The sequence below is a fragment of the Janthinobacterium sp. PAMC25594 genome, assembly GCF_019443505.1.
Classification (GTDB): Bacteria; Pseudomonadota; Gammaproteobacteria; order Burkholderiales; family Burkholderiaceae_D; genus Janthinobacterium.
Genome location: NZ_CP080377.1, coordinates 5,414,682 through 5,438,579, shown reverse-complemented (window position 1 = coordinate 5,438,579; position 23,898 = coordinate 5,414,682). Strand labels below are relative to the sequence as shown.

Below are 23,898 nucleotides of genomic sequence, written 5' to 3'. Positions count from 1 at the left end.
TCCTGCCCGATCCGCACCACGAGGAGCATGCCATGAGCACCATGAGCAAACTGAGCACAGCAAACGGGAGCCGCATCCTGCGCATGGCCCTCGCCATCGCCGCCAGCGGCGCCCTGATTCCGGCCGCCTATGGCGAAGTGGCCGCGCCGGCGCCACCAGCGGCCTCGCCCGGCCTGTCGCCGACGCCTCCGGGCGCCAAGCCGCAGACGGCTGGCGCCTCTGCGACGACCACAGCGACCGCCTCGACGGCGGCCATGTCACCGCCGCCGAAAGTGGTGCACCGCGCACCACGCGCCAGGGCCATCGCGCCGCAAGCCATGCCGGACACGGCCGGCGGCCACGCCGACGTCAGCCGGAACATGGCCCTGGCCGAAGGCAAGTCGACCCTGATGCACCTGCCGTTTCCCGTCGCCCGCGTTTCGGTGGGCGACCCGCGCATCGCCGATGTGATCCTGCTCAATACCACCGATGTCTATCTGCTGGGAAAATCCGTCGGCACCACCAACCTGATCATCTGGAACCGCAGCAACGAGGCCAGCATCATCGACCTGTCCGTCAGCATCGACAGCAGCCTGCTGCAGGCGCGCCTGAGCGCATTGCTGCCGAACGAGAAAGACCTGCATGTGACGGTCGCTGGCGATACGCTGATCCTGTCGGGCATGGTCAGCGATACCGTCAAGGCCGACCAGGCGATGTCGCTGGCGAATGCCTATGCCCAGCGCGGTTCGCGTCCTGCCACCGGCACGGCCGCGGCGGCGGGCGCCGGCGCAGCGCCAGCGCCCGCCGCTGGAGGCCCCGCCGACCCCTCGGGCGGACCAGCGCCCTCGCCGCGCGTGATCAACCTGATGTCCATCGCCGCGCCGCAGCAAGTGATGCTGGAAGTCAAAGTGGCGGAGGTATCGAAAACCCTGGTCGACCAGCTGGGCGCCAGCCTGGGCATCAACAAGACCATCGGCAGCTGGTCGTATTCGCTGCTGTCCAGCCTGCTCAGCAACAATCCCAGCGGCTTGAGCGGCGCCAGCAAGAATAACTTCTTCAATCTCGACGCACAGAAACGCGATGGCCTGATCAAGGTACTGGCCGAGCCGAACATCATGGCCATCAGCGGCCAGGAAGCCAGTTTCCTGGCCGGCGGCAAGATTTTCATTCCCGTCAGCCAGACCAATAACGGCGGCACGCCCACGATCACGCTGGAAGAAAAAGAGTTTGGCGTGGCCGTCAAATTTACCCCCACCGTGCTCGAAGGGGGGCGCATCAACCTGAAAGTGTCGCCGGAAGTATCCGACCTGAACAAGGAAGGCATCGGCATCACCGCCACGGGCATCTCGACGACCGCCATTCTGCCCTCGTTTACCACGCGGCGCGCCACCACCACGGTGCAACTGTTCGACGGCCAGAGCTTCGCCATCGGCGGCTTGATCAAGAACAATGTCACCAGCAATATCAAGGCCTTGCCGGGCCTGGGCGAAGTGCCGGTGCTGGGCGCGCTGTTCCGCAGCACGGATTTCCAGACCGACCGCTCGGAACTGGTCTTCATCATCACGCCGCACCTGGTCAAGCCATTGCCGGCCGACTACAAGCTGCCCACCGACGAGTACATACCGCCGACGCGCGGCGACGTCTTCCTGCAGGGAAAAATGGAAGGCCGGGCGCCCGCACCGCAGCCGCAGCCGCAGCCGATACAGCAGCCGGCACCGATGCCCATGCCAGCGCCGCTGCCAGCACCGGCTTCCATGCCGCCCGCCATGCCGACGCCGCCCAGCGACGACCTGCCGCAATACCGCGCCGTGCCCAAGGCCGATGCGGCCACGCCGTCGGCCAGCATCATCGATGATCTCAAATAGGAGCGCCCCATGAAAACCTTTACCTTCACACGCACCCTGCCCCGCTGCCTGTTGTGCGCAGCGGTATCGCTGGCTGGCTGTGCCGCCACGACCACTCCCGTGCTCGACAGCCATTTCGGCGAGGCGGTGACCCTGCTCAAGCAACAGCAGATCCTGTATCCCGCTGCGGCCAGCAATACCAATCCCGTGCTGGGCCTCGATGGCAGGAGCGCCATCAGCGGCTACAAGCTGTATCAGAAGTCGTTCAGCGCGCCCGAACCGCTGCCCGACGTACTGACGATCGGCGTCAGCAAACGCTGACACTGCCGCCCCGCCCTTTGATCCCATCCACAGCCGGAGCCCGCCGTGAAAATTTTCATTATCTCCAGTAACGAACAACAACTGGCCGGGATGGCGGCGCTGCTGCGCGAGCGCCATGCCGGCGACGATATCGACAGCGCCGTCGGCAGCCTGGAGCGGCTTGCCGGCACGGCCGAAATGGCGGCGCCCGACGTGCTGCTGCTGGCGCAACCCGTCATCGACGATGCCGACCTGGCGCGCATCGAGCGCCTGGCCAGCCGCCAGCAGGGCATGGCCATCATCCTGCAATGCGAGCACCAGGGCAGCGACTTCCTGCTGAAAGCCATGCGCGCCGGCGTGCGCGAAGTGCTGCCGCGAGCCGACAGCGGCGCGGCCCTGAATGCGGCGCTGCAGCGTCTCGAGGACAAGAGCGCGCGGCACGTGCAGCGCAATGGCAAGGTGATCGCCTTTGCCTCGTGCAAGGGCGGCAGCGGCGCCACTTTCATCGCCGCCAACCTGGCCTATGCCCTGTCGCGTGACAATCAGCGCGTGGCACTGTTCGACCTGAACCTGCAGTTCGGCGATGCGGCGCTGTTTGTCTCTGACCAGAAGCCGACGGCGACCCTGTCGCACGTGGCACAGCAAATCCACCGCCTCGACGCGTCCTTCCTGGCCGCCAGCATGGTGCAGGTGACGCCGAATTTCAGCATCCTGGCCGCGCCCGAAGATCCGGCCCATTCCAGCGACGTGAAGCCGGAACACATCGACCAGCTGCTGCACCTGGCGCGCAGCGAGTACGATTTCATCGTGCTGGACCTGGGGCGCGGCCTCGATGCCATCAGCGTGCGCGCGCTGGACCATGCCGACATGATCTGTCCCGTCATGCAGGCAACGCTGCCCTATATCCGCGACGGCAAGCGCCTGCTGCAGGCGTTCCAGTCACTGGAGTATCCGGCAAGCAAGATTCACCTGATCCTGAACCGCTACGCAGGCGGCGATGAAATCCGCCTGCGCGACCTGGAGGCGGCGTATGGCCAGCGCATCTTCCATACCATCGCGAATCACTACGCGGCCGCGGCCGCTTCTGTCAACCAGGGCGTGCCGGTGTTGAAGCTGGCGCCGGGCAGCCCGCTGTCCAAGTCGCTGCAGGAGTGTGCCAGCAAGCTGTCGGGCGGGCGCGCGCCCGCCCCGGCGGGCCTGTTTTCGCGCCTGTTCCAGCGTAGCCGGCCCATTCACCTTCGAGGGGAAACAGCATGAGTACCGATATCCATGGCGGCCATCCCAGCCTGCGTGAACGCCTCGGCAGCGCCGCCGCGCCGAATGGCTACGCGCCGTTCGGCGCAGCCCGCGCTGGCAGCGCCGACAATCCGGCCTACCACGAACTCAAGCAGCATGTGCACCAGGCCCTGCTCGACAGGATCGACCTGGAGGGCATGCAGCGCCTGTCGCAGGAGCAGATACGCGAGGACCTGAAAACCCTCGTCGGACGCCTGCTCGATGAAGACAATGTCGTCATCAACGACATCGAGCGGCGCACGCTGGTGCGCGACATCCAGGATGAAGTGCTGGGCTTCGGCCCGCTCGAACCGCTGCTGGCCGATCCGGAAATTTCCGACATACTCGTCAATACCTACCGCCAGGTGTATATCGAGCGGCATGGCCAGTTAGAACTTAGCAATATTCGCTTCACCGACGATGCCCACCTGCTGAAAATCATCGACAAGATCGTCTCGCGCGTGGGCCGCCGCATCGACGAATCGAGCCCCATGGTCGATGCGCGCCTGCCCGATGGCTCGCGCGTCAACGCCATCATCCCGCCGCTGGCCATCGATGGCCCGGTGATGTCGATACGGCGCTTCTCGGCCCAGCCGCTGCGCCTGGCCGACCTGGTGGAACGGCACAGCCTGACGACGGAAATGGCGCAGATACTGCAAGGCCTGGGCAAGGCCAAGGTCAATATTCTGATCTCGGGCGGCACGGGCAGCGGCAAGACCACCATGCTCAACGCGATTTCCGGCTTCATCAGCACGAGCGAGCGCATCGTCACCATCGAAGATGCGGCCGAACTGCAGATGCAGCAACCGCACGTGGTGCGCCTGGAAACGCGGCCGGCCAATATCGAGGGCAAGGGCGAGGTGACGCAGCGCGCGCTGGTGCGCAATGCGCTGCGCATGCGGCCCGACCGCATCATCCTGGGCGAGGTGCGCGGCGCCGAAGCACTCGACATGCTGCAGGCGATGAACACGGGCCACGAAGGCTCGATGGCCACCATTCACGCCAATACCCCGCGCGACGCGCTGACGCGGCTGGAAAACATGATCAGCATGGCGGCCTCGATGTTGCCGGGCAAGGCCATGCGCCAGCAGATCAGCGCCGCCATCGGCGTGGTGGTGCAGGTGGCGCGCCTGACCGATGGCAAGCGCAAGGTGGTGGCGATCCAGGAGATCACCGGCATGGAAGGCGAGATCATCACCATGCAGGAAATTTTCACCTTTCGCCAGACCGGCATTGCCCAGGACGGCACCGTCAGCGGACACTTCCAGGCCAGCGGCGTGCGGCCGCAGTTCCTCGACCGCCTGCGCGCCTTCGGCGTCGTCGTGCCGGAAAGCCTGTTCGATCCCAGCCGCCAATACCACTAAGGAGAAGGGTCATGGACTATGGCTATTACGTCTTCGGCGCGCTGATCTTCCTCGCCGTGGTGCTGTTCATTACGGGCCTGTATCACAGCTGGAACAATGCGCGCGGCCCCGAATCGGAGCGGGTGGCGCATCGGCTGCGGGTGCTGTCGGCCGGCGCCCACGCGGGCGAGCAAAACACCACCATGATCAAGCAGCGCCTGCTCAGTGAAACGCCGGCGCTGCAGAAATTGCTGCTGGAGGTGCCGCGCGTGCATGCCCTGGACCGCCTGCTGGAGCAGTCGGGCCTGAAATGGAGCGTGGCGCAATGGGCCATGCTGGTACTGCTGACCTTCCTCGTCGCCCTGGTGGCCATCAGCTTCATCAACCTGCCCTGGCTGCTGCGCCTGCTGGTGGCGGCCGCCTGCGCCCTGCTGCCCCTGTACTACATCGAACGGGCCAAGGCGCGCCGCCTGCTGCGCATCGGCATGCAGCTGCCCGACGCGCTCGACCTGATGAGCCGCGCACTGCGCGCCGGCCATGCCTTTCCCACGGCACTGAAAATGGTCGGCGATGAAATGAACGCGCCGCTGGCCGAGGAATTTCGCATCGCCTTCGACGAAGTCAATTTCGGCATCGCCATGCCGGATGCCCTGATGAACCTGGCCACCCGCGTGCCCAGCACCGACATGCGTTATTTTGTCATTGCCGTACTGATACAGCGCGAGACGGGCGGCAACCTGGCCGAACTGCTGGAGAGCATCAGCCACATTATCCGCGACCGCATGAAACTGCTGGGCCAGGTGCGCGTGCTGTCGGCCGAGGCGCGCCTGTCGGCCTGGATACTGTCGCTGCTGCCATTCGCCGCGGCGGCCGTGATCCACCTGAGTAATCCGACTTTCCTGGCCGTGCTGTACGACGATCCCGGTGGACAAAAAATGCTGGCCTGTGCTGCGATGCTGATGCTGGTCGGCATCCTCATCATGCGCAAGATCATCCACATCCGGGTGTAGTGTCGAGGGAGAAAACATCATGACTACCGTGCAAATAGGATTTCTGGGCTTGCTCTTCATCGCCGTCTTCGGCGGCGCCATGTTCGTGCTGCTATTGGCCATGCCCGACCCGCTACGCCAGCGCCTCGACAGTGTGGGTACCAGCGAACCAGGCGGTGCGCGCCAATGGCTGGCGCACTTCGTCAAGTTCAGCGGACCGCTGGCCCGCCTGTCCTTGCCGGAAGACGGCTGGGAAACGTCCAGGATACGCCTGCGCTTCATGCATGCGGGCCTGCGCCATCCGTCGGCGCCCCTGCTGTACTTCGGCGCCAAGACGGGCCTGGCCATCGCCCTGCCCGTGCTGCTGTTCCTCGGGCTGAGCCTGGCCGGGGTACATAACGACGGCATCGATTTGCTGCTGTGGCTGCTGTTGGCAGCCGGCCTCGGCTACTACCTGCCCAATCTCTGGCTGAACCGGCGCATCCGCCTGCGCCAGCGCGAGATCTTTGAAACGTTTCCCGACGCACTCGACCTGATGACCGTCTGCGTGGAGGCGGGCCTGGCCATGGATGCGGCACTGGCGCGGGTAGCGGCCGAGATCAGCCTGAAATGCGTGGTGCTGGCCGAGGAACTGCATTTGCTGACACTGGAACTGCGCGCCGGCAATTCCAAGGAGCGCGCCTTGCGCAACCTGGGCCTGCGCACGGGCGTCGAGGATGTCGAAGCCCTGGTGTCCATGCTGATCCAGGCCGAACGCTTCGGCACCAGCATCGCCTCCTCGCTGCGCGTGCAGTCCGATCAGCTGCGCACCAAACGGCGCCAGCTGGCCGAAGAGCAAGCCGCGAAAATCGCCCTGAAGCTGCTGTTTCCCCTGATCTTCTTCATTTTCCCCTCGCTGCTGGTGGTACTGATGGGGCCAGCGTTCCTGCAAATCTACCGCATCCTGCTGCCAGGCATGGCTGGCGGCAATTAAGACGAGCGTTCCCTACGACTCCCGGCAGCAGCCACTGCCGGGAGCAATGCCTTCCCCGCCAGCATCGCGTCCCTCCCTGCCCTTTCTCGCCGCCTGCCCCTGCCGCAGTACCGCATGCCTGGCCAGTGCCGCGCTGGCGAGCCCGAACAACCTGTCCGGCTTGGCAGTATGGCGCCAACTACGCGCGCTTGCGTCGCAGGCGCGTACTTGATGCGGTGAAGGCGCCTGCCTGCCCCGGCAATCACCAGCGCCATGCATCGGCACAAAAAAAAGGCCGGACTGCGTGTCCGGCCCTGTTGCCTGCCTGGCGAGCAACTACATGCTGATGCGCAAGATGGCCGAGGCGAGCTTCTCGAAGCACGGTTTGAGCTCGGTGGCATTGGCCGCGTGGCAATAGATGCCCACCGGCTGCGTCGGCGTGGCGCAACGCGATGGCGCATCGGTCGTGTTGGCCATGCACTTGAGGATACTCTCGCCCGTGTCGCCAGCGACGGGGCCATTGACGGTGGTCAACTGCGCTCCCAGGCCCAGAGTAAATACATACATGCCTTCCGAGCGTGCCTTGGCGGCCATCGCTTCGAGCAGGTTGCGCGATGCATTGTTGACATTGACCCAGGTCTTGGCATTGGTACTGGTATCGTTGGTCACGGGCCGCAGCGTGGTGCCAGGATAAATGGCGAACTCCTGGTCGGCCAGATTGTGCGCGTTGTACCATTTTGGCAAGGCGGCAGCATTCAGGTTTTGGACGATATTGCTTCCCTGGTAGCACTTCCCCGCAGCCGTCGAACTCTGCATGTTGATCAGCCACAGGCCAGCCGGCGTGCCGGTGGCGGCATCATTCGTGATCAGCGAGCCGGGCGTGGTGCAATCAGCAGGGTTTTTGAAGGTAAAAACGGAAGAAAGGGTATTCGGCGTGCCGTCGGAAAAAAACACGATGACGCGCAGGCTGGAACGCTGGGCCAGGGGAATGCTGTTGAGCTGGTTGCGCCCATTCCACATGCCTTCGGCGGAATTGGTCAAGCCGTCAAAAACGTAATTGCCGATGTGGGTATTCATGCCCTTGCCGTCCGCCGAGCCGGTCGGCGCATCCGTATCGTTCAGGGCGAAGCCGCGTGAGCTGGTACGTATTGTATTGTCGAGTACCGCGCCATACGAAAAATGAATCAGGGCCATTCGATCGAGATCCTTGTTAAATTTGGTCAGGAACAATTTCGCACTGCTGATCACGGTCGGCCCCACGGACGCCATCGACCCCGAGGTATCCATCACAAACGCCAGGTCCAGGTCCTTGCGGATGGTTTGCGCCGCTGCGCTGACATTGAGAAAATTGAAGCCCAACACCCGCATCAGGGTCACCGGCACCGATGCCGTGGCCGACGCGTCGACTGTGACCTTGCCGGCGTCAAACGTGATGGTCGGATCGGGAAAGCTGGGCGTGGCACCCAGATAGCCGGTGGGGAAATTTGCGGCAAAGAATTTCCGCGCGGCAGCCTGCGCGCTGGCCCGTTGCGCGGCCTCGCCCACGCCCTGTGTGACGGAACGGGCAGCGGCGATGCTGGCCGCATCGACGGCAGAGTTGAGCTTGGAGCGGACAATGAAACCCAGGCCCGAATCGATGGCCAGACCCACGGTGCCTATCAGCACGACAAGCGACAATGCCACGACAATCAGAACCTGTCCCTTGGCCTGTTTTCCAGGCGTGTTACGTTTTTTCATGATGCCCTCCAGGTACCGGCTGATGGCGTCCGGATGTCAGAAGATGGTTTTGGCGTACAGGTTGCCGCTCAGCTGCGGCGTTTTGGCGCCGAAGCCCAGGTTCATGCCTGCAAACAGAATGGTCGAGCGGTACAGCGTTTCCACGACATAAATCACTTCGCCATCAGCGAGCTGGTTGCTCATGGCGTCATTGATGGCCGAGCCGGCGCTGGGGATGTTGCTGCACTTGCCGCTGCCATCGGTGGCCCAGCTGTTGCAAGTCCATACCCGGCTCGGCTGCTGCGCCCCCTTCGTCCAGCGGTAGTGTTCCAGTATGACGTTCGACTTGCCAGGGCCATTGCCCATGATCTTGCTGATGTACATGCTGCCATTGGTGGCCATGTCCAGCGGCGGCGTCGTCATGGCCAGCGCCGTCATGATGGTCTGGGGGTCTTGCGAGGAGCGCGATGCCAGGTTGGCGCCTTCGCGGCTCAGATTGGTCAGGATCATGTCGCCTTGCACGATGCGCGCCAGGTCGAACACGGGGACGGCCAGCATCAGCAAGAATGGCAGCACGAGAGCGAATTCCACGGCGGCCACACCCTTCTGGCGCCGGATTGGCAGTTTGCGCGCTTTCATCAGAAGGCCTCGTTGCGCATGGTGGCAGCCACGCTGAATGTGTATTGGCTGCGCGAGCCGGCACTGGTCTGGTGGCTGGGGTTGAGCAGCGCCATCAAGCGCCAGGCGGGCGTGATGACAGGCCAGGTGCAGTTCACCTGCAAGACGACGATGTCGCCGGCGGCGCCAAACATATTGTTGTTGTACGCCGATGGCGTTTGCGACACGCCATTGACGACGATGACGGGACTGAGCATGCCATACAGCCCCAGCGAACTATCCTTGATTCGTTGCAATACCGCTTCGTAACGCTGCTTGTTCGCCGTGGCGGGGTCGAGGTTGCTTTGTCCCGTGATGGAATAGCGCGCCCCTTCGCGCACCGCGTATTGCATTGTCAGGTTGACCCAGAACATGACCCCCAGTTCCATGATCATGGCGATGAGGAAAAAGAGGATGGGCGCGATCAAGGCAAATTCCACCAAGGCCGCGCCGCGCGGCATTTTTTTCAGACACAACTTTCCCCTACAGCTGTTTCTAGTCTGCATGATTTACTCGCTTGGACAGGTTGCTCTCGGTCTCGCGCCGAAGTTGCAATAAAATCAAATAAATTGTTCTTTGTATAATTTAATTTAGGTAATGCTGAGACGAAAGTCAAGGTCTGAATGCGGGCAAATCAGGTGCGCTCGAAAATGAGCAGGGAAATAAAATTAGCGCGGCAGCAGGCGGCGGTCGGCGGGGTCGATCAGGAAGCCTTGCAGGATATCCTGCAGCTGCGGCAGCTTCGCCACGTAGGCGGGAATGCCCAGCTGGCGCGCGCCGAAATAGTGGGCGATGATGTCGCCCTGCTGTTCCATGTTGAAGTCGGACAGGATGCCGCCGGCCTGCGCGTCGTAGCGGTAGGCGCGCTGCCCGATGTAGCCGCCGCGCAGCGCCAGCAGCACGCCATGCAGCAGCACGCTGTAGCCGAGCTGGTACTGCCACACATGCACCATTTCGTGGATGAAGAACAGCTTGCCGCTATTGCCTTCGCGGGAAAAATCGTCGCGGTACTGGGCCGGCATGAAGTGCAGGCTGCCGCGCGGCGTCATCGCCGTGTTCTGGTCCTGCAAGCCAAAAGGAAGAAAGGAGCCGCGCACGACGCGCACGCGCGCGTAGTCGATGGCGCCCTGGAAGACGCTGCGGGCCATGGCGGTTTCGCCGATGGTGAGGGGGCGGCGCAAGACTCGCATAAGAAGAAGAGAAGAAAGCGCGGCAGGCATGCAAGCCTGCCGCGCCGGTGCCGCTTACGCGGATCGTAAACCGCTGGCCGCTTTCGCGATTTCCGTGATGCGGTCCCAGTTACCGGCCGCGATCGCGTCTTTCGGCGTCAGCCACGAGCCGCCCACGCAGGCGACGTTCTTGCATGCCAGGAACTGCGACGCCGTCTCTTGCGAGATGCCGCCCGTCGGGCAGAACGTGATGTCCGGCAGCGGGCCGTAAATCGCGTTGAGCATGCCGATGCCGCCGGCCGGCACGGCCGGGAACAGTTTCAGCTGCTGGAAGCCGTTTTCACGCGCCGCCATCACTTCGCCTGGCGTCATCACGCCTGGCAGCAAGGGCAGGCCGCTGCTTTTCGCCGCCGCCACCAGGGCGGAAGTCAGGCCTGGCGAGACGCCGAACACGGCGCCCGCATCGCGCGCCAGGGCAAATTCCTCTGGGCGGGTGAGCGTGCCGACGCCGACGATGGCGCCTGGCACTTCCGACATGGCGCGGATCGCTTCGAGGCCGTGCTTGGTGCGCAGGGTCACTTCCAGCACGCGGATGCCGCCCGCCACCAGCGCGCGCGCCAGCGGTACGGCGTGTTCAGGATCGTCGATCGCAATCACGGGGATCACGCTCGAAGTGCGCATAATTTCCAGTAGTGTCATGGTCATCTCTTATTTCCTAGCCAAAAAGTCTTCATCGGAACCGGGTACGGTATCACCGACATTGTCGGCGTCGTGCAAGGCGACGGTGGTGGGAATCGGCGACGGCAGGCCGAAGGTGGTGGCACCCTCTTCCGCCGCGCTGACGGTGGAACGGAACATGGAAAACAGCTCGCGGCCCATGCCGACGTGGTTCGGCGACAGGTCGGCCGTGACCAGCGCACGCGCGTGCCAGACGTCGGCCGGCACCAGCGCTTCCAATACGCCGGTAAACGCGTCGAGGCGGATGATGTCGCCGTCGCGCACCAGGCCCAGCGGGCCGCCGGCGAGGATTTCAGGCGAGACGTGGATGGCGGCCGGCACCTTGCCCGACGCGCCCGACATGCGGCCATCGGTGACCAGCGCCACGTGGCGGCCCGCATCCTGCAGGTTGGCCAGCGCGGGCGTCAGCGCATGCAATTCCGGCATGCCGTTGGCGCGCGGGCCCTGGAAGCGCAGCACGGCGACGAAGTCGCGGTCCAGGATGCCCGCCTTGTAGGCGTTCATGAACTCTTCCTGCGAATTGAACACCAGCGCAGGCGCTTCGACCGTGCGGTGCTGCGGCTTGACGGCCGACACCTTCATCACGGCGCGGCCCAGGTTGCCCGCGACGAGGACCATGCCGCCGTCCGGCGCGAACGGGTTCGAGGCAGGGCGCAGCACGTTTTCGTCGGCGCTGGCGGCCGGTGCGTCTTTCCAGAACACCTTGCCGTCTTCACCGAGGAACGGCTCCATGCAGTGCGCGCGCAAGCCGTGGCCCAGGATGGTGTTGACGTCCTCGTGCAGCAAGCCCGCATCGAGCAATTCGCGGATCAGATAACCGGTGCCGCCGGCCGCGTGGAAATGGTTCACGTCGGCGTCGCCGTTCGGGTAGATGCGCGTGAGCATCGGCACGATGGCCGACAGTTCGTTAAAATCGTTCCAGTCGATGACGATGCCGGCCGCCTTGGCGATCGCCACCAGGTGCAAGGTATGGTTGGTCGAACCGCCCGTGGCCAGCAAGCCCACGACGGCGTTGACGATACATTTCTCGTCGACGATATGGCCGACTGGCAAGTAATTGGCGCTTTGCGCCGTGATGCCGGCGGCGCGCTGGGCGGCGGCCTTGGTCAGCGCATCGCGCAGCGGCGTGTTCGGCGTGATGAAGGCGGCGCCCGGCAAGTGCAGGCCCATCACTTCCATCAGCATCTGGTTGCTGTTGGCGGTACCATAAAAAGTACAGGTGCCGGCGCCGTGGTAGGCTTTCGATTCGCCTTCGAGCAAGTCTTCGCGCGTGGCCTTGCCTTGCGCATACAGCTGGCGCACCTTGGCTTTTTCCTGGTTCGACAGACCCGACGTCATCGGACCGGCCGGCACGAAGACGGCCGGCAAGTGGCCGAAGTGCAGCGCGCCGATCAACAGGCCCGGCACGATCTTGTCGCACACGCCCAGGTACAGGGCGGCGTCGAACATATTGTGCGACAGCGCCACGGCGGTCGACATGGCGATGGTGTCGCGCGAAAACAGCGACAATTCCATGCCTGGCTGGCCTTGCGTCACGCCATCGCACATGGCGGGCACGCCGCCGGCGAATTGGGCCACGGCGCCCACTTCGCGCACGGCTTGCTTGATGATCTGCGGGAAGCCTTCGAACGGCTGGTGCGCCGACAGCATGTCGTTGTACGAGGAAACGATGGCCACGGACGGCTTCTTGTATTCTTTCAGCGACAGCTTGTCGTTGACGGGAAAGGCGGCAAAGCCGTGCGCCAGGTTGGTGCACGACAAGGCGCCGCGCTGCACGCCCTGGATGCGGGCCGCATCCAGATGCGCCAGATAGGCGCCGCGCGATGGCCGGCTGCGCGCGATGATGCGCGCTGTTACGGATTCGACTACTGGATGCAGCGCCATATGGATTTCCTTAAAAATGAGTATTTCGTGAAATTTTACTACAAAACGGTGAAGAAGAAGCACTCTTGCATGGGCCAACAACAGAAATAAGCCACAAATTGCGGCGTCTCAAAGCCAACCCAGGCAATATCGCGTATCCGCAGCCGCCAACCTATCTCTTATATGCGACTGCCGCAATCGCTAAAAAAAGCACGACAAAATCGGCTTCACGTCATAAACTGTAGTGAAATTACGTTTTTGTGATGTATTATTCTCATACCAACGCCGGCACCCACGTTCGCCATGATGAACGCGCCGCGCTCCTTTCAACCGAGACAAGCACCCAAGCCGACCGCCATGCGCCAGCCAGCACCTACTCCTGCCATCACCGCCACCGCCAGTTTCCAGTCCCTGCAAGCGCACAGCGCCAGCCTGCGCGAAGTGCATCTGCGCCAGCTGTTCGCTCTTGACCCCGCGCGTTTCTCGACGATGACGGTCGATGCGGCCGGCCTGCTGCTCGATTACTCGAAGAACCGCGTCGACGCCACCGCCATGGCGCTGCTGATGGACCTGGCCCGCGAACGCGGCGTGGAAGCGCAGCGCGAAGCCATGTTCACTGGCGAGAAAATCAATCTTACCGAACATCGGGCCGTTCTGCATACCGCTTTGCGCGCGCCACGCGGCACCGCGCTGGTGGTCGATGGCCAGGATATCGATGCCGACGTGCAAGATGTGCTGCAGCGCGTCAAGGCATTTACGGACAAGGTCCGCAATGGCAGCTGGCTCGGCCACACGGGCAAGCCGATTTGCGACATCGTCAACATCGGCATCGGCGGCTCGGACCTGGGTCCGAAAATGGCTTGCCTGGCGCTGCGCTCGTATGCCAACCCGGGCCTGGAAATGCACTTTGTGTCCAACGTCGACGGGCACGACATGGAAGCGACCCTGTCGAAAGTCGATCCGGAAACGACCTTGTTCATCGTGGCCTCGAAAACCTTTGTTACCGCTGAAACCATGCTCAACGCCAACACGGCGCGCGCCTGGTTCCTGCTCGAAGGCGAAGAAAAGGACCTGGCGCAACATTTTGTGGCCGTCTCGACCAACACGCAAGCCATCGTCGACTTCGGCATTTCGCCGGAAAACATGTTCCCGTTCTGGGACTGGGTCGGTGGCCGCTATTCCGTCTGGTCGTCGATCGGCCTGGCCGTGGCGCTGTCCGTGGGCTTTGAATACTTCAGCGATTTCCTCGCCGGCGCGCATGCGATGGATCAACACTTCCGCCAGGCACCGCTGGAACAGAACATGCCCGTCGTGCTGGCCATGGTGGGCTTCTGGAACCGCCAGTTCCTCGATTGCGGCTCCGTCTCCATCGCGCCGTATCACCAGGACTTGAGCCGCTTCGCCGCCTATCTGCAACAGCTGGACATGGAAAGCAACGGCAAGCGCGTCACCAAGGATGGCGTGCCCGTCGACGTGCCCACCGGCCCCGTCATCTGGGGCGATTGCGGCACGAATGCGCAGCACGCGTATTTCCAGCTGCTGCACCAGGGCACCGATATTACCCCCATCGACTTCATCGCCGCCCTGCGCGCCACGCACGACTTGCCGGGCCACCACGACGCCCTGCTGGCCAACTGCTTCGCCCAGTCGGAAGCCTTCATGACGGGCAAGACGGGCGAGGAAGTGCGCATGGACCTGCAGGCGCAAGGCTTGCCGGAAAACGCAATCGAGGCGCTGGTGCCGCACAAGACCTTCCCCGGCAACCGCCCCAGCAACACCATTTTGATGGACCAGCTGACGCCGACCACCCTGGGCGCCCTGATCGCGCTGTACGAGCACAAGACCTTCGTGCAGGGCGTCTTGTGGAACGTCAACAGTTTCGACCAGTGGGGCGTGGAACTGGGCAAGGTGCTGGCCAAGAAAATCCAGGCCGAACTGACGGGCGAAGCCCGTCCCGACCACCACGACAGCTCGACCAATGGCTTGATTGCCCTGGCGAAAGCAGCAAAAGCCGCATATTAACAACACCGAACAAAACCGTAGCGAGCGGAAGGGAGTTGCGGTCGAGAAGCGCAACTGTACGAAGGTACAGTGAGCATCGCAGACCGTAAATCACGACGCGCAGTAGGTTTTGATCGGTGTACTAAAAAGAGATAGATGAATATTTACGAGATCAAGGTAGTCAGCGACAAACCCATGCAAGTGGGCGAATGCCCGCTATGGCATGGCAAGGAAGCGGCCCTGTACTGGGTCGACATCGATGGCCGCGCCGTGCACCGCTTGCACCCGGCCAGCGGCAAGCATGAACAGTGGAGCATGCCGACGGAACCGTCGGCGCTGGCCATCAATGCGGGCGGCGGCCTGATCGTGGCCTTGCGCAGCGGCTTTGCCCACCTCGACACAAAGACGGGCAGCCTGGCGGAAATCGCCCCGGCGCCATTCGACATGGCCACCACGCGCTTCAACGATGGCAAGGTCGACCCGGCGGGCCGCTTCTGGGTCGGCACGATTTTCGAGCCGCGCAGCGCCGATGCGGCGGAAATGTTCGTGCTGGAAAAGGGACAAGTACGCAAGGTCTGGTCGGGCGGCATGACCGTGTCGAACGGCCTGGGCTTCAGCCCGGACAAACACACCATGTATCACGCCGATACCACCACGCACCGCATCGACCGCTTCGACTTCGACGCGGCCACGGGAGCCATTTCCGCGCCGCAACCATTCCAGCGCTTTTCCACGGACAAGAAAGCAGCTGACTACGGCGGGCGCCCCGATGGCGCGGCCGTCGACAGCGAAGGAAATTACTGGTCGGCCATGTTTGAAGGCGGCAAGATCTTGCGCTTCGCCCCCGATGGCCATTTGCTCGGTGAAATTACCGTGCCCGTGCGCTGCCCCACCATGGTGACGTTCGGCGGCCCCGACCTGCGCACGCTGTACATCACCAGCGCCAGCCACAACCGTTCCGCCGCCGAACTCGCCGACTACCCGTTGACGGGCCACGTGCTGTCCGTGCGCGTGGACGTGGCGGGCCAGCCGGAACACCTGTATCAGGCGTAATCGTTTGCCAGCATGAAAAAGCGCCGGACCCTCGCGGGTACCGGCGCTTTTTTTACGCTCACTGTTGTCCATGGCGGTGTCGGATTACGCGGCGTACGCCGCTAATCCGACCTACAGTTGCTTCAGCTTACCGCGCCAGCACTTTGCGGATGGTTTCCGCCAATTCCGCCGCCACAAACTTGGCCACATAACCATCGGCGCCCACGCCCTTGACGTGGTCTTCGTTGGTCGAGCCCGTCAGCGACGAGTGGATCACCACGGGGATGTTGGAGAAGCGGCCATCGTTCTTGATGTTGCGCGTCAGGGTGAAACCATCCATTTCCGGCATTTCCAGGTCGGTCAGCACCAGCGCGACCTTGTCTTTCGCCGTCTTGCCTTCGGTGGCCGCCTGGGCCGAGATCGCCTGCAGGCGTTCCCACGCTTCCTTGCCCGTCTTGGTCATGATGAAGGGCACGCCCATCGCTTCGAGGCCCTTCTCGATCAGCGAGCGGGCCAGCGAGGAATCGTCGGCCGCGAGGATCACGGCGCCGGCCGGCAAGCGCACTTGCGGGCCGATGCTGCTTTCGTCCACGTCCGGGTCGCCCGACGGCAGCACGTTGCGCAGGATTTGCTCCACGTCCAGCACTTGCGCCAGGCGCGTCTTGTCCGTGTCGCCATCGAGGCGGGCGATGCTGGTGACGAGGCCGCCACCGACGCTCGATTCGGCCGACAGCACCTGGTTCCATTCGAGGCGCACGATTTCATCGACCTCTTCCACGGCAAACGCCTGCGTCGAACGGGCGAATTCCGTCACCATCAGGATCTTCAAACCGCTGCTCTTGCAACCGACCGCCATCGGCAAGTCGATCACGGGCACGATCTGGCCACGGATATTGACCACGCCCAGCATGTGCGGGTGCGACCCGGCCACCGCCGTAATGGCCGGCATTTCCATGATTTCACGGACTTTGAACACATTGATGCCGAACAGTTCGCGGCTGGTCGAGTGATCACTGGTGCCCAGCTTGAACAGGAACAGTTCGAATTTGTTATTGCCTGTCAGGCTGGTGCGTTCATCGACATCTTGCTGCATTGAATTCATTGTGTCCCCTTAAGCCGTCTTGTAAAGTTAAGTCTGCCTACCCATGATACTGCGGACAGTGCGGACTGCACGTCGCACAGACGTCGGATGGCGGGTTCGGGGCATGGCCGGCGCTAACAGTGCAGTGTAGTACAACCAATAGTTGCTATCGATTTTAGCTTGAATTATACGGTTTTTTACTTTCTTCAAAGCTACTTTACGCTGCTAACAGCGATCCTGACAGCATTTCTTGATTTGCTTGTTGCTACAGCGCAAATGATGACGGAGAGAACCGAAAATTTCCCTGGCAACCATGGTTGCTTTGAAAAGCCCTGCGCCATCCATGACGACGTACCTGCGCCAGCGAACGGCATATAATGGTCCTGCCAGCGCCGCCTGCAAGCATACGGGGCAAAATGGCGACGCCAGCGCATGTAATGTAGTAAAATTTCTTGCAATTGCCGGTTCTACGTAGTAAATTTACACCACAGAATGATAGTAGCGACAGACTGGCACTTCCGGTCGGCCTCCTCCCCGCTCCGGCTCTTTTACTTTTGCGACGACACTCACTTATGGCACTTACCGATTTTGACCTGGTCCTGTTTGGCGGCAGCGGCGATTTAGCAATGCGCAAGTTGCTGCCTGCAATGTATGCGCGCGACGTCGCGAACGATTTGCCGCCGACGGCGCGCATCATCTGTGTGGGCCGCCAGGACAGCGGCCAGGATGCCTTCCTGAAGATGGTAGAGACCAATTCGCGTCCCCACATCAAGGCCAGCACCCTGAATGCCGCCACCTGGAGCAAATTCTGCGCGCGCATCGTGTATGTGTCGCTCAACGCCAGCGATGCGACAACGTACGCGCCGCTGGTCGAAGCGCTGCGCGGCGATGCCGAGCTGACGCGCGTGTACTACCTGGCCACGCCGCCGCACTTGTTTGCCTTGATCTGCGACAACCTGCAAGACAACGGCCTGGTCACGCCGAATTCGCGCGTGGTGCTGGAAAAGCCGCTGGGCCGCGACCTGGCCAGCGCCAAGCAGATCAACGCCGAAGTGGGCAAGGTCTTCCAGGAATCGCAGATCTACCGTATCGACCATTACCTGGGCAAGGAAACCGTGCAGAACTTGCTGGCCCTGCGCTTCGGCAATATCCTGTTCGAGCCGCTGTGGCGCCGCGAATGGATTTCCGACGTGCAGATCACCATCGCCGAGAAACTGGGCGTGGGCAACCGCATGGGTTACTACGACACCTCGGGCGCGCTGCGCGACATGCTGCAAAACCACTTGCTGCAACTGCTGTGCATCGTCGCCATGGAACCGCCGACCTCGATCGCGCCGGACGCCGTGCGCGATGAAAAGCTGCAAGTGTTGCGCTCGCTGAAAAAATTCACGCCCACCACGCTGGCGCAAAACATCGTGCGCGGCCAGTATCGCGCCGGCCACGTCGATGGCGCCACCGTGCCGAGCTACCGCGACGAGCCGGACGCGCCGGAACATTCGCGCACCGAGACCTTCGTCGCGCTGAAGGCGGAAATCGACACCTGGCGCTGGGCCGGCGTGCCGTTCTACCTGCGCACGGGCAAGCGCATGGCCGACAGCCTGGCCGAAATCGTCGTGCGCTTCAAGCAGATTCCGCACTCGATCTTCAACCAGCCCACGTCGAGCTTCCAGCCGAACTGCCTGGTGATCCGTTTGCAGCCGGACGAAGGCTTGCGCATGAACCTGATGGCAAAAACCCCGGGCGACGGCATGCGCCTGAAACCGGCGGAACTGGAACTCGATTTCCGCGAATCGTTCAAGACGCCGCGCATGGACGCCTACGAGCGATTGCTGCTCGACGTGCTGCGCGGCCAGCTGACCCTGTTCATGCGCGGCGACGAACTGGAAGCGGCCTGGGAATGGGTCGAGCCGATTCTCGACAACTGGGAACAGAACGACAGCGCGCCGATTCCGTACACGGCCGGCACCTGGGGCCCGGCCGCGGCCAGCGCCCTGATCGGCCGCGACGGCTTGCAATGGCGTGAAGAAGCCTTGCCAGAGGACTGAAGCCGTTAAGATTTGGCTTAACCCTGAACGGTGAAATACTGGGGTCGGACCCTGAGGGTCCGACCCCGGAACTTTGCTTTTGGGGTGAAAAGGACGCAAACTTACGGCATTACGCCAGAAGATTAATCAATGCTACTCGACTCCATCCGCACCCAGCTCGATTCGCTCTCCAAGTCGGAGAAGAAGGTCGCGCTGGCCGTGCTTGACCAGCCGAACCAGACGGTCAGCCAGAACATCACGGCGCTGGCGAAAAGCGCGCAGGTGTCGGAACCGACCGTGGTGCGCTTTTGCCGCACCCTGGGCTATGACGGCTGGCATGAATTCAAGCTGAAACTGGCGCAAGGCCTGGCCCTGGCCATGCCGGGCGCGAACGAGCAGCCGGCGCAGGACGACCTGGCGGCCGACCTGGTCAACAAGATTTGCAGCCGCTCGATCAATACCCTGCTCGACCTGCGCAACAACCTGAACCCGGAAGCGATCCAGCGCGCGCTCGACATCCTGTCGCGCGCCAGCAAGATCGAATTCTATGGCCAGGGCACGTCCGGCATCGTCGCGGCCGACGCGCAACACAAGTTCTTCCGCTCGGGCGTGCCGACGGTGGCCTACAGCGATCCGAACATCCACAGCATCGCGGCGGCCCTGCTGCGCGGCGGCGACTGCCTGGTGGCCATCTCGCAGCGCGGCAACAGTCCCGCCCTGGTACGCTCAGTAAAACTGGCGCGCCGCGGCGGCGCCGACGTCGTCGTGCTGGCCCCATCGGGCACGCCGCTGGCCGACCTGGCGACGGTGCTGATCCCGATCGACCTGGTCTTCAACACCGATCCCTACACCCCGATTTCCGCGCGCCTGGCCTACCTGGTGGTGATCGACGTGCTGGCCGTGGGCCTGGCCCTGCAGCGCGGGCCTGAATTCCGCAAGAAGATGCAGAATGCACAGAAGGCCTTGCAGGAATTCGACATGCAGTTCGACTCCTTCATCGGTTGATCTCCGATCGGCGCCAGCCGCGCTGAGCGGCGCAGTCGCTTTGCCCATCCGTCATTCCAGATGCGGCTTGCGGGGGATGGCATAGAAAGGATTCTCAATTTCTTGCCTGCAGAACTGCCCCTGGGGAAGGCGCGTGGCATGCAATTTCACCTCTGCGGCAGCAAGCGGCGCATCGGTCTTGAATGTTCCCAGCCGTGCCTGCACCGTGCCATCGGCAAGAAAGTGCAACTGCACGGTGTCCGGGCGATCTGGACCTGTCGCGGGAAGAATGTCGACCATGGCCTGGCACCAGCGGCTGCCAGGAGAACCTTGTCTGGAAGTGCGTTTATCATAAGACATGCTCGATTTTCCATCGTGGTAGCTCGTGTCGAACACCACGCTCCACACCACCCGCACCCTCAGCGGCTTGTCGACCGGCCGGTCCCAGCTTAAACAGCAATTGCCAATGCTGACGGCAACTTTTTCACCATTCTCCAGTATCCTCTCGCTGGCGTCGCGAAAAAAAATCGAGCCGCCGCTGGGCGCGTCATCGATATTGAAGGGCAGCGAGATTTCCTTGTACGCAATGGAATACAGGTCGTACGGCGTGTAGTTATAGGAAGTGGTCGTAAAAGTTTGCTCACTTAACTCTGTTTGCAATCGATCATCGTTCTCCCTGACATTGCAGGCGGCCAGCATGGACAGGGACAACAGGATGAGGATAATTTTTTTCATGATCGGAAAAATGTATAAAACAGACAAGTCCGGGCAATTATGCGTGCATTCCCAAAAAAGCAAGATTCAATTAGGCAAGTAGCGCCAGGGGAAGACAATAGTGGATCCCACATGCAATGGATTCGGTACAATAGTCCGGCAAGCCCATTCACTCTTTCCCGTGCAGCCATGAACCAACTCGAACAACTGAAGCAATTTACTACCGTGGTGGCCGACACCGGCGACTTCCAATCGATTCAGGCCTACACGCCGCGCGACGCGACGACGAATCCGTCGCTGATCCTGAAGGCCGTGCAGAAGGATGAATACAAGCCGCTGCTGGAAAAGGCCGTGCGCGACCATCCGAACGCCTCCACCGCCGAAATCATCGACCGCCTGCTGATCGCGTTTGGCGTGGAAATCCTGCAAACCATCCCCGGCCGCGTCTCCACCGAAGTCGATGCGCGCCTGTCATTCGACACGGATGGCACGGTGGCCAAGGGCCGCGACCTGATCGCCCTGTATTCGAACGCGGGCATTCCACGCGAGCGCGTGCTGATCAAGATCGCCTCCACCTGGGAAGGCATCCGCGCCGCCGCCATCCTGGAAAAGGAAGGCATCCGCTGCAACATGACCCTGCTGTTCTCGCTGGCACAGGCCATCGCCTGCGCCGAAGCGGGCGCGCAGCTCATTTCGCCGTTCGTCGGCCGCATCTACGACTGGTACAAGAAATCGACGGGCATCGATTACATGGGCGCGGAAGACCCGGGCGTGCAGTCGGTCCGGCGCATCTACAACTACTACCGCAAGTTCGGCTACAAGACCGAGGTGATGGGCGCGAGCTTCCGCAACACGTCGCAAATCCTCGAACTGGCCGGCTGCGACCTGCTCACCATCAGCCCCGACCTGCTGCAAAAGCTGGCCGACAGCGATGCACCCGTGGAGCGCAAGCTGAGCGCCGAAGCGGCGCCATCAACCAACGTCGTGCACATGTCGCTCAACGAAGAAGCCTTCCGTTTCATGATGAATGAAGACGCGATGGCGACGGAGAAGCTGGCCGAAGGCATCCGCGCCTTCTGCGTCGATTCCGGCAAGCTGAAACAGATGATCGCGGCGCTGCGTTAATCGCCAATGCCCCCGCAAAAAGCGGCGTCCGTGCACTGCACGGCGCCGCTTTTTTTCGTCTCGCCCTGGCGCCCATGCGCGACTGGCGCCAGGCGGGCGATCTGTAGCACGGGCGTGGCTGCAACAGTCACCAAAACAGGCACTTTTTTCGCTCACCTCTTGGTCACTTATCGGTGCATACTATGTCGCACAGGCAATTAAATCCCCTCTGCGACAGGAGTTATGACCATGCACGCCCTCTCCCACCTTCGTATCGGCACCCGCCTGGCGGCAGGCTTCGCGCTGGTACTGCTGCTGTCCGTGATCTCCACCTCGTACGCGCTGTACAGTGCCCGCGCGAATGCCGAAGCGACGCGGGAAATGATGGAAAAACCGCTGGCCAAGGAACGCCTGGTATCGGACTGGTATGTGCTGATTTACTCGGCCATCGCGCGCACCTCGATGATTGCCCGGAGCACGGATGAAACCCTGTCCAGCGTGTTTGCCGACACCATCGCCGACAGCACGAAACAGGGCAGCGAACTGCTGAAGCAAATCGAAACCCTGCTCGTCAGTGAAGAAGAAAAAGCCATCTTCAAGGCCTCCATCGCGGAACGCGTCAAATACCAGGATGCCAAGACCCAGGTGATGAACGCGCGCAAGGGCGGCAATGCGGCCCTGGCGGAAAGTGCGTACCGCGACAGCTTCGCGCCCGCCGCCACCCGGTACCAGAACAACGTCAAGGCGCTGCTGGCGCAGCAGCGCCAGGCCATCGACGCGACGGCGTACGCCATCGAGGCCGCCAATGAGCGCAGCATCACCCTGTTGTTGTTGCTGTGCGCGCTGGTGGTGGCCCTGGGCAGCGTCTGCGCCTGGCTGATCACACGGTCGATCACCGCGCCCCTGCAGGCGGCCGTGAAGGTGGCGGAAACGGTCGCCGCGGGCGACTTGCGCACGCATTTCGGCACGGCGGCCAGCGATGAAATCGGCGACCTGATGCGCGCGCTGCACGGCATGAACGAGGCACTGCGCAAGGTGGTGTCGGAAGTGCAGACGGGTACCAATGCGATTGCCACGGCATCGGGCGAAATCGCCGCCGGCAACCAGGATCTGTCGGCGCGCACGGAGCAGCAAGCCAGTTCGCTGGAAGAGACGGCGTCGTCGATGGAAGAATTGACCAGCACCGTGAAACAGAATGCGGACAATGCGCGCCAGGCCAACCAGATGGCGGTCGCCGCGTCCAGCGTGGCCGAACGGGGCGGCAGCATCGTCAGCCAGGTGGTCGATACCATGGGCGCCATCGACACGGCGTCGACGAAAATCGTCGACATCATCGGCGTCATCGACGGCATCGCCTTCCAGACGAATATCCTGGCATTGAACGCGGCCGTCGAAGCGGCGCGCGCCGGCGAGCAGGGGCGCGGCTTTGCCGTCGTGGCCACGGAAGTGCGCAGCCTGGCGCAGCGCTCGGCCGCGGCGGCGCACGAAATCAAGACCCTGATCGGCGACTCGGTGGAACAGGTCAACAACGGCACCCGGCTGGTGCAGCAGGCCGGCAACACCATGGACGAAGTGGTCGACAGCGTGCGCCGCGTCACCGACATCATGGCCGAGATCACCGCCGCCAGCGCCGAGCAAAGCATGGGGATCGACCAGGTCAATCAGGCCATCGCGCAGATGGACCAGGTAACGCAGCAAAATGCGGCCCTGGTGGAGGAAGCGGCGGCGGCGGCCGAAAGCATGCAGGATCAGGCGGCGCGCCTGGCGCAGGTGGCGGCCGGCTTCCAGCTCGAACACGTGACGCCGGCAGTGGCGCCGGTACGCGCCGCGCGGCCGGCCAGGACCGCCACCGCCGCGCCGCCGCGGCTGGCGACGCGGCGCCAGTCCCAGGCGACGGCCAGCAAGCCGGCCGCACCCAGGGCAGCCGGTGCTGCGGCGCACAAAACGCCATCGCACGTCGCCGGCGAGCAGGACTGGGAAGAGTTTTAAGCCCGCGGTGTTAAGCCCTGCCTCAGGCACCGTGCAGGCGGCGGCAAGGCGCTTGAAACTATTTGACAGCGGCGCCAGGCGCGCCGATACTGGTTTCAGGTGGGACTGGCGCGCCACCGCGACATGAGACAGCCGGCGCCTTCA

At 62.8% G+C, this 23,898-nt stretch carries 20 protein-coding genes; 12 read left to right on the top strand and 8 right to left on the bottom strand.

The window, feature by feature from the left end; translation table 11 throughout:
* Window positions 1–32 precede the first annotated feature (32 nt).
* The 6 genes from KY494_RS24445 to KY494_RS24420 are packed head-to-tail and all read left to right on the top strand — an operon-like array spanning window position 33 to window position 6,703.
* Complete coding sequence (locus tag KY494_RS24445; RefSeq protein ID WP_258194410.1) at window positions 33–1,844, top strand: type II and III secretion system protein family protein; 1,812 nt, start codon at window positions 33–35, stop codon at window positions 1,842–1,844.
* Window positions 1,845–1,853: 9 nt separating this feature from the next.
* Window positions 1,854–2,144 carry a pilus assembly protein gene (locus KY494_RS24440; RefSeq protein WP_219888524.1) on the top strand — a complete coding sequence of 97 codons (291 nt, stop codon included), beginning with the start codon at window positions 1,854–1,856 and terminating at the stop codon, window positions 2,142–2,144.
* 45 nt (window positions 2,145–2,189) lie between these two features.
* Window positions 2,190–3,380: an AAA family ATPase gene (locus KY494_RS24435; protein WP_219888523.1), complete on the top strand. Its 1,191-nt coding sequence runs from the start codon at window positions 2,190–2,192 to the stop codon at window positions 3,378–3,380.
* Window positions 3,377–4,762 (top strand): CpaF family protein, encoded by a 1,386-nt coding sequence (locus tag KY494_RS24430; RefSeq protein ID WP_219888522.1) that lies wholly within the window; start codon window positions 3,377–3,379, stop codon window positions 4,760–4,762. Before KY494_RS24435 ends, KY494_RS24430 begins: the two co-directional genes overlap by 4 nt.
* Before the next feature lie 11 nt (window positions 4,763–4,773).
* The gene (locus KY494_RS24425; RefSeq protein ID WP_219888521.1) at window positions 4,774–5,751 is read left to right on the top strand and encodes a type II secretion system F family protein; all 978 of its coding nucleotides are present in this window, start codon (window positions 4,774–4,776) and stop codon (window positions 5,749–5,751) included.
* A gap of 19 nt (window positions 5,752–5,770) precedes the next feature.
* Window positions 5,771–6,703: a type II secretion system F family protein gene (locus KY494_RS24420; RefSeq protein ID WP_219888520.1), complete on the top strand. Its 933-nt coding sequence runs from the start codon at window positions 5,771–5,773 to the stop codon at window positions 6,701–6,703.
* 315 nt (window positions 6,704–7,018) lie between these two features.
* Here the strand turns inward: KY494_RS24420 and KY494_RS24415 are convergent, their stop codons facing one another.
* The 6 genes from KY494_RS24415 to edd all read right to left on the bottom strand — a co-directional run bounded on the left by KY494_RS24415 (window position 7,019) and on the right by edd (window position 12,846).
* Window positions 7,019–8,419, bottom strand: a complete 1,401-nt coding sequence (locus KY494_RS24415) for a vWA domain-containing protein (RefSeq protein WP_219888519.1) — start codon at window positions 8,417–8,419, stop codon at window positions 7,019–7,021.
* 36 nt (window positions 8,420–8,455) lie between these two features.
* Window positions 8,456–9,037, bottom strand: a complete 582-nt coding sequence (locus tag KY494_RS24410) for a TadE/TadG family type IV pilus assembly protein (protein ID WP_219888518.1) — start codon at window positions 9,035–9,037, stop codon at window positions 8,456–8,458.
* Entirely contained in the window at window positions 9,037–9,531 is a 495-nt protein-coding gene (locus KY494_RS24405) for a TadE/TadG family type IV pilus assembly protein (protein ID WP_258194408.1), read from the bottom strand. The genes KY494_RS24410 and KY494_RS24405 overlap by 1 nt, the downstream gene beginning before the upstream one ends.
* Window positions 9,532–9,723: 192 nt before the next feature.
* Window positions 9,724–10,236, bottom strand: a complete 513-nt coding sequence (locus KY494_RS24400) for a Rhs element Vgr protein (RefSeq protein ID WP_219888516.1) — start codon at window positions 10,234–10,236, stop codon at window positions 9,724–9,726.
* 63 nt (window positions 10,237–10,299) lie between these two features.
* Window positions 10,300–10,929: a bifunctional 4-hydroxy-2-oxoglutarate aldolase/2-dehydro-3-deoxy-phosphogluconate aldolase gene (gene eda, locus KY494_RS24395; RefSeq protein ID WP_219888515.1), complete on the bottom strand. Its 630-nt coding sequence runs from the start codon at window positions 10,927–10,929 to the stop codon at window positions 10,300–10,302.
* Between the two features lie 3 nt (window positions 10,930–10,932).
* The gene (gene edd, locus KY494_RS24390; RefSeq protein ID WP_219136038.1) at window positions 10,933–12,846 is read right to left on the bottom strand and encodes a phosphogluconate dehydratase; all 1,914 of its coding nucleotides are present in this window, start codon (window positions 12,844–12,846) and stop codon (window positions 10,933–10,935) included.
* 336 nt (window positions 12,847–13,182) lie between these two features.
* On the opposite strand from edd, the gene pgi reads away from it, so the two are divergent.
* Both pgi and KY494_RS24380 read left to right on the top strand, forming a co-directional pair.
* Window positions 13,183–14,847, top strand: a complete 1,665-nt coding sequence (pgi, locus tag KY494_RS24385; protein ID WP_219888514.1) for a glucose-6-phosphate isomerase — start codon at window positions 13,183–13,185, stop codon at window positions 14,845–14,847.
* Between the two features lie 135 nt (window positions 14,848–14,982).
* The gene (locus tag KY494_RS24380; protein WP_219888513.1) at window positions 14,983–15,879 is read left to right on the top strand and encodes an SMP-30/gluconolactonase/LRE family protein; all 897 of its coding nucleotides are present in this window, start codon (window positions 14,983–14,985) and stop codon (window positions 15,877–15,879) included.
* 127 nt (window positions 15,880–16,006) lie between these two features.
* On the opposite strand, the gene KY494_RS24375 is transcribed toward KY494_RS24380, so the two are convergent.
* On the bottom strand, window positions 16,007–16,960 hold the full coding sequence (locus tag KY494_RS24375; protein ID WP_219888512.1) for a chemotaxis protein: 954 nt from the start codon (window positions 16,958–16,960) through the stop codon (window positions 16,007–16,009).
* Between the two features lie 551 nt (window positions 16,961–17,511).
* On the opposite strand from KY494_RS24375, the gene zwf reads away from it, so the two are divergent.
* Together zwf and KY494_RS24365 are read left to right on the top strand one after the other, a co-directional pair.
* Window positions 17,512–18,984, top strand: a complete 1,473-nt coding sequence (gene zwf, locus KY494_RS24370; RefSeq protein ID WP_219136034.1) for a glucose-6-phosphate dehydrogenase — start codon at window positions 17,512–17,514, stop codon at window positions 18,982–18,984.
* A 129-nt stretch (window positions 18,985–19,113) separates the two neighbouring features.
* Entirely contained in the window at window positions 19,114–19,968 is an 855-nt protein-coding gene (locus tag KY494_RS24365; protein WP_034750862.1) for an SIS domain-containing protein, read from the top strand.
* A 51-nt stretch (window positions 19,969–20,019) separates the two neighbouring features.
* On the opposite strand, the gene KY494_RS24360 is transcribed toward KY494_RS24365, so the two are convergent.
* Window positions 20,020–20,682, bottom strand: a complete 663-nt coding sequence (locus tag KY494_RS24360) for a hypothetical protein (RefSeq protein ID WP_219888511.1) — start codon at window positions 20,680–20,682, stop codon at window positions 20,020–20,022.
* Window positions 20,683–20,850: 168 nt separating this feature from the next.
* Here KY494_RS24360 and tal point away from each other — a divergent pair, with 168 nt between their 5' ends.
* Both tal and KY494_RS24350 read left to right on the top strand, forming a co-directional pair.
* Window positions 20,851–21,786 carry a transaldolase gene (gene tal / locus KY494_RS24355; RefSeq protein ID WP_219136032.1) on the top strand — a complete coding sequence of 312 codons (936 nt, stop codon included), beginning with the start codon at window positions 20,851–20,853 and terminating at the stop codon, window positions 21,784–21,786.
* A 228-nt stretch (window positions 21,787–22,014) separates the two neighbouring features.
* Complete coding sequence (locus KY494_RS24350; RefSeq protein WP_219888510.1) at window positions 22,015–23,754, top strand: methyl-accepting chemotaxis protein; 1,740 nt, start codon at window positions 22,015–22,017, stop codon at window positions 23,752–23,754.
* Window positions 23,755–23,898: the final 144 nt, after the last annotated feature.

What these genes read in the sequence shown, in the direction of transcription:
- KY494_RS24445 (WP_258194410.1), top strand. Translation starts at nt 33, where the DNA reads ATGAGCACCATGAGCAAACTGAGCACAGCAAACGGGAGCCGCATCCTG.
- KY494_RS24440 (WP_219888524.1), top strand. Translation starts at nt 1,854, where the DNA reads ATGAAAACCTTTACCTTCACACGCACCCTGCCCCGCTGCCTGTTGTGC.
- KY494_RS24430 (WP_219888522.1), top strand. Translation starts at nt 3,377, where the DNA reads ATGAGTACCGATATCCATGGCGGCCATCCCAGCCTGCGTGAACGCCTC.
- KY494_RS24425 (WP_219888521.1), top strand. Translation starts at nt 4,774, where the DNA reads ATGGACTATGGCTATTACGTCTTCGGCGCGCTGATCTTCCTCGCCGTG.
- KY494_RS24420 (WP_219888520.1), top strand. Translation starts at nt 5,771, where the DNA reads ATGACTACCGTGCAAATAGGATTTCTGGGCTTGCTCTTCATCGCCGTC.
- KY494_RS24415 (WP_219888519.1), bottom strand. Translation starts at nt 8,419, where the DNA reads ATGAAAAAACGTAACACGCCTGGAAAACAGGCCAAGGGACAGGTTCTG.
- KY494_RS24410 (WP_219888518.1), bottom strand. Translation starts at nt 9,037, where the DNA reads ATGAAAGCGCGCAAACTGCCAATCCGGCGCCAGAAGGGTGTGGCCGCC.
- eda (WP_219888515.1), bottom strand. Translation starts at nt 10,929, where the DNA reads ATGACCATGACACTACTGGAAATTATGCGCACTTCGAGCGTGATCCCC.
- edd (WP_219136038.1), bottom strand. Translation starts at nt 12,846, where the DNA reads ATGGCGCTGCATCCAGTAGTCGAATCCGTAACAGCGCGCATCATCGCG.
- pgi (WP_219888514.1), top strand. Translation starts at nt 13,183, where the DNA reads ATGCGCCAGCCAGCACCTACTCCTGCCATCACCGCCACCGCCAGTTTC.
- KY494_RS24380 (WP_219888513.1), top strand. Translation starts at nt 14,983, where the DNA reads ATGAATATTTACGAGATCAAGGTAGTCAGCGACAAACCCATGCAAGTG.
- KY494_RS24375 (WP_219888512.1), bottom strand. Translation starts at nt 16,960, where the DNA reads ATGAATTCAATGCAGCAAGATGTCGATGAACGCACCAGCCTGACAGGC.
- zwf (WP_219136034.1), top strand. Translation starts at nt 17,512, where the DNA reads ATGGCACTTACCGATTTTGACCTGGTCCTGTTTGGCGGCAGCGGCGAT.
- KY494_RS24365 (WP_034750862.1), top strand. Translation starts at nt 19,114, where the DNA reads ATGCTACTCGACTCCATCCGCACCCAGCTCGATTCGCTCTCCAAGTCG.
- KY494_RS24360 (WP_219888511.1), bottom strand. Translation starts at nt 20,682, where the DNA reads ATGAAAAAAATTATCCTCATCCTGTTGTCCCTGTCCATGCTGGCCGCC.
- tal (WP_219136032.1), top strand. Translation starts at nt 20,851, where the DNA reads ATGAACCAACTCGAACAACTGAAGCAATTTACTACCGTGGTGGCCGAC.
- KY494_RS24350 (WP_219888510.1), top strand. Translation starts at nt 22,015, where the DNA reads ATGCACGCCCTCTCCCACCTTCGTATCGGCACCCGCCTGGCGGCAGGC.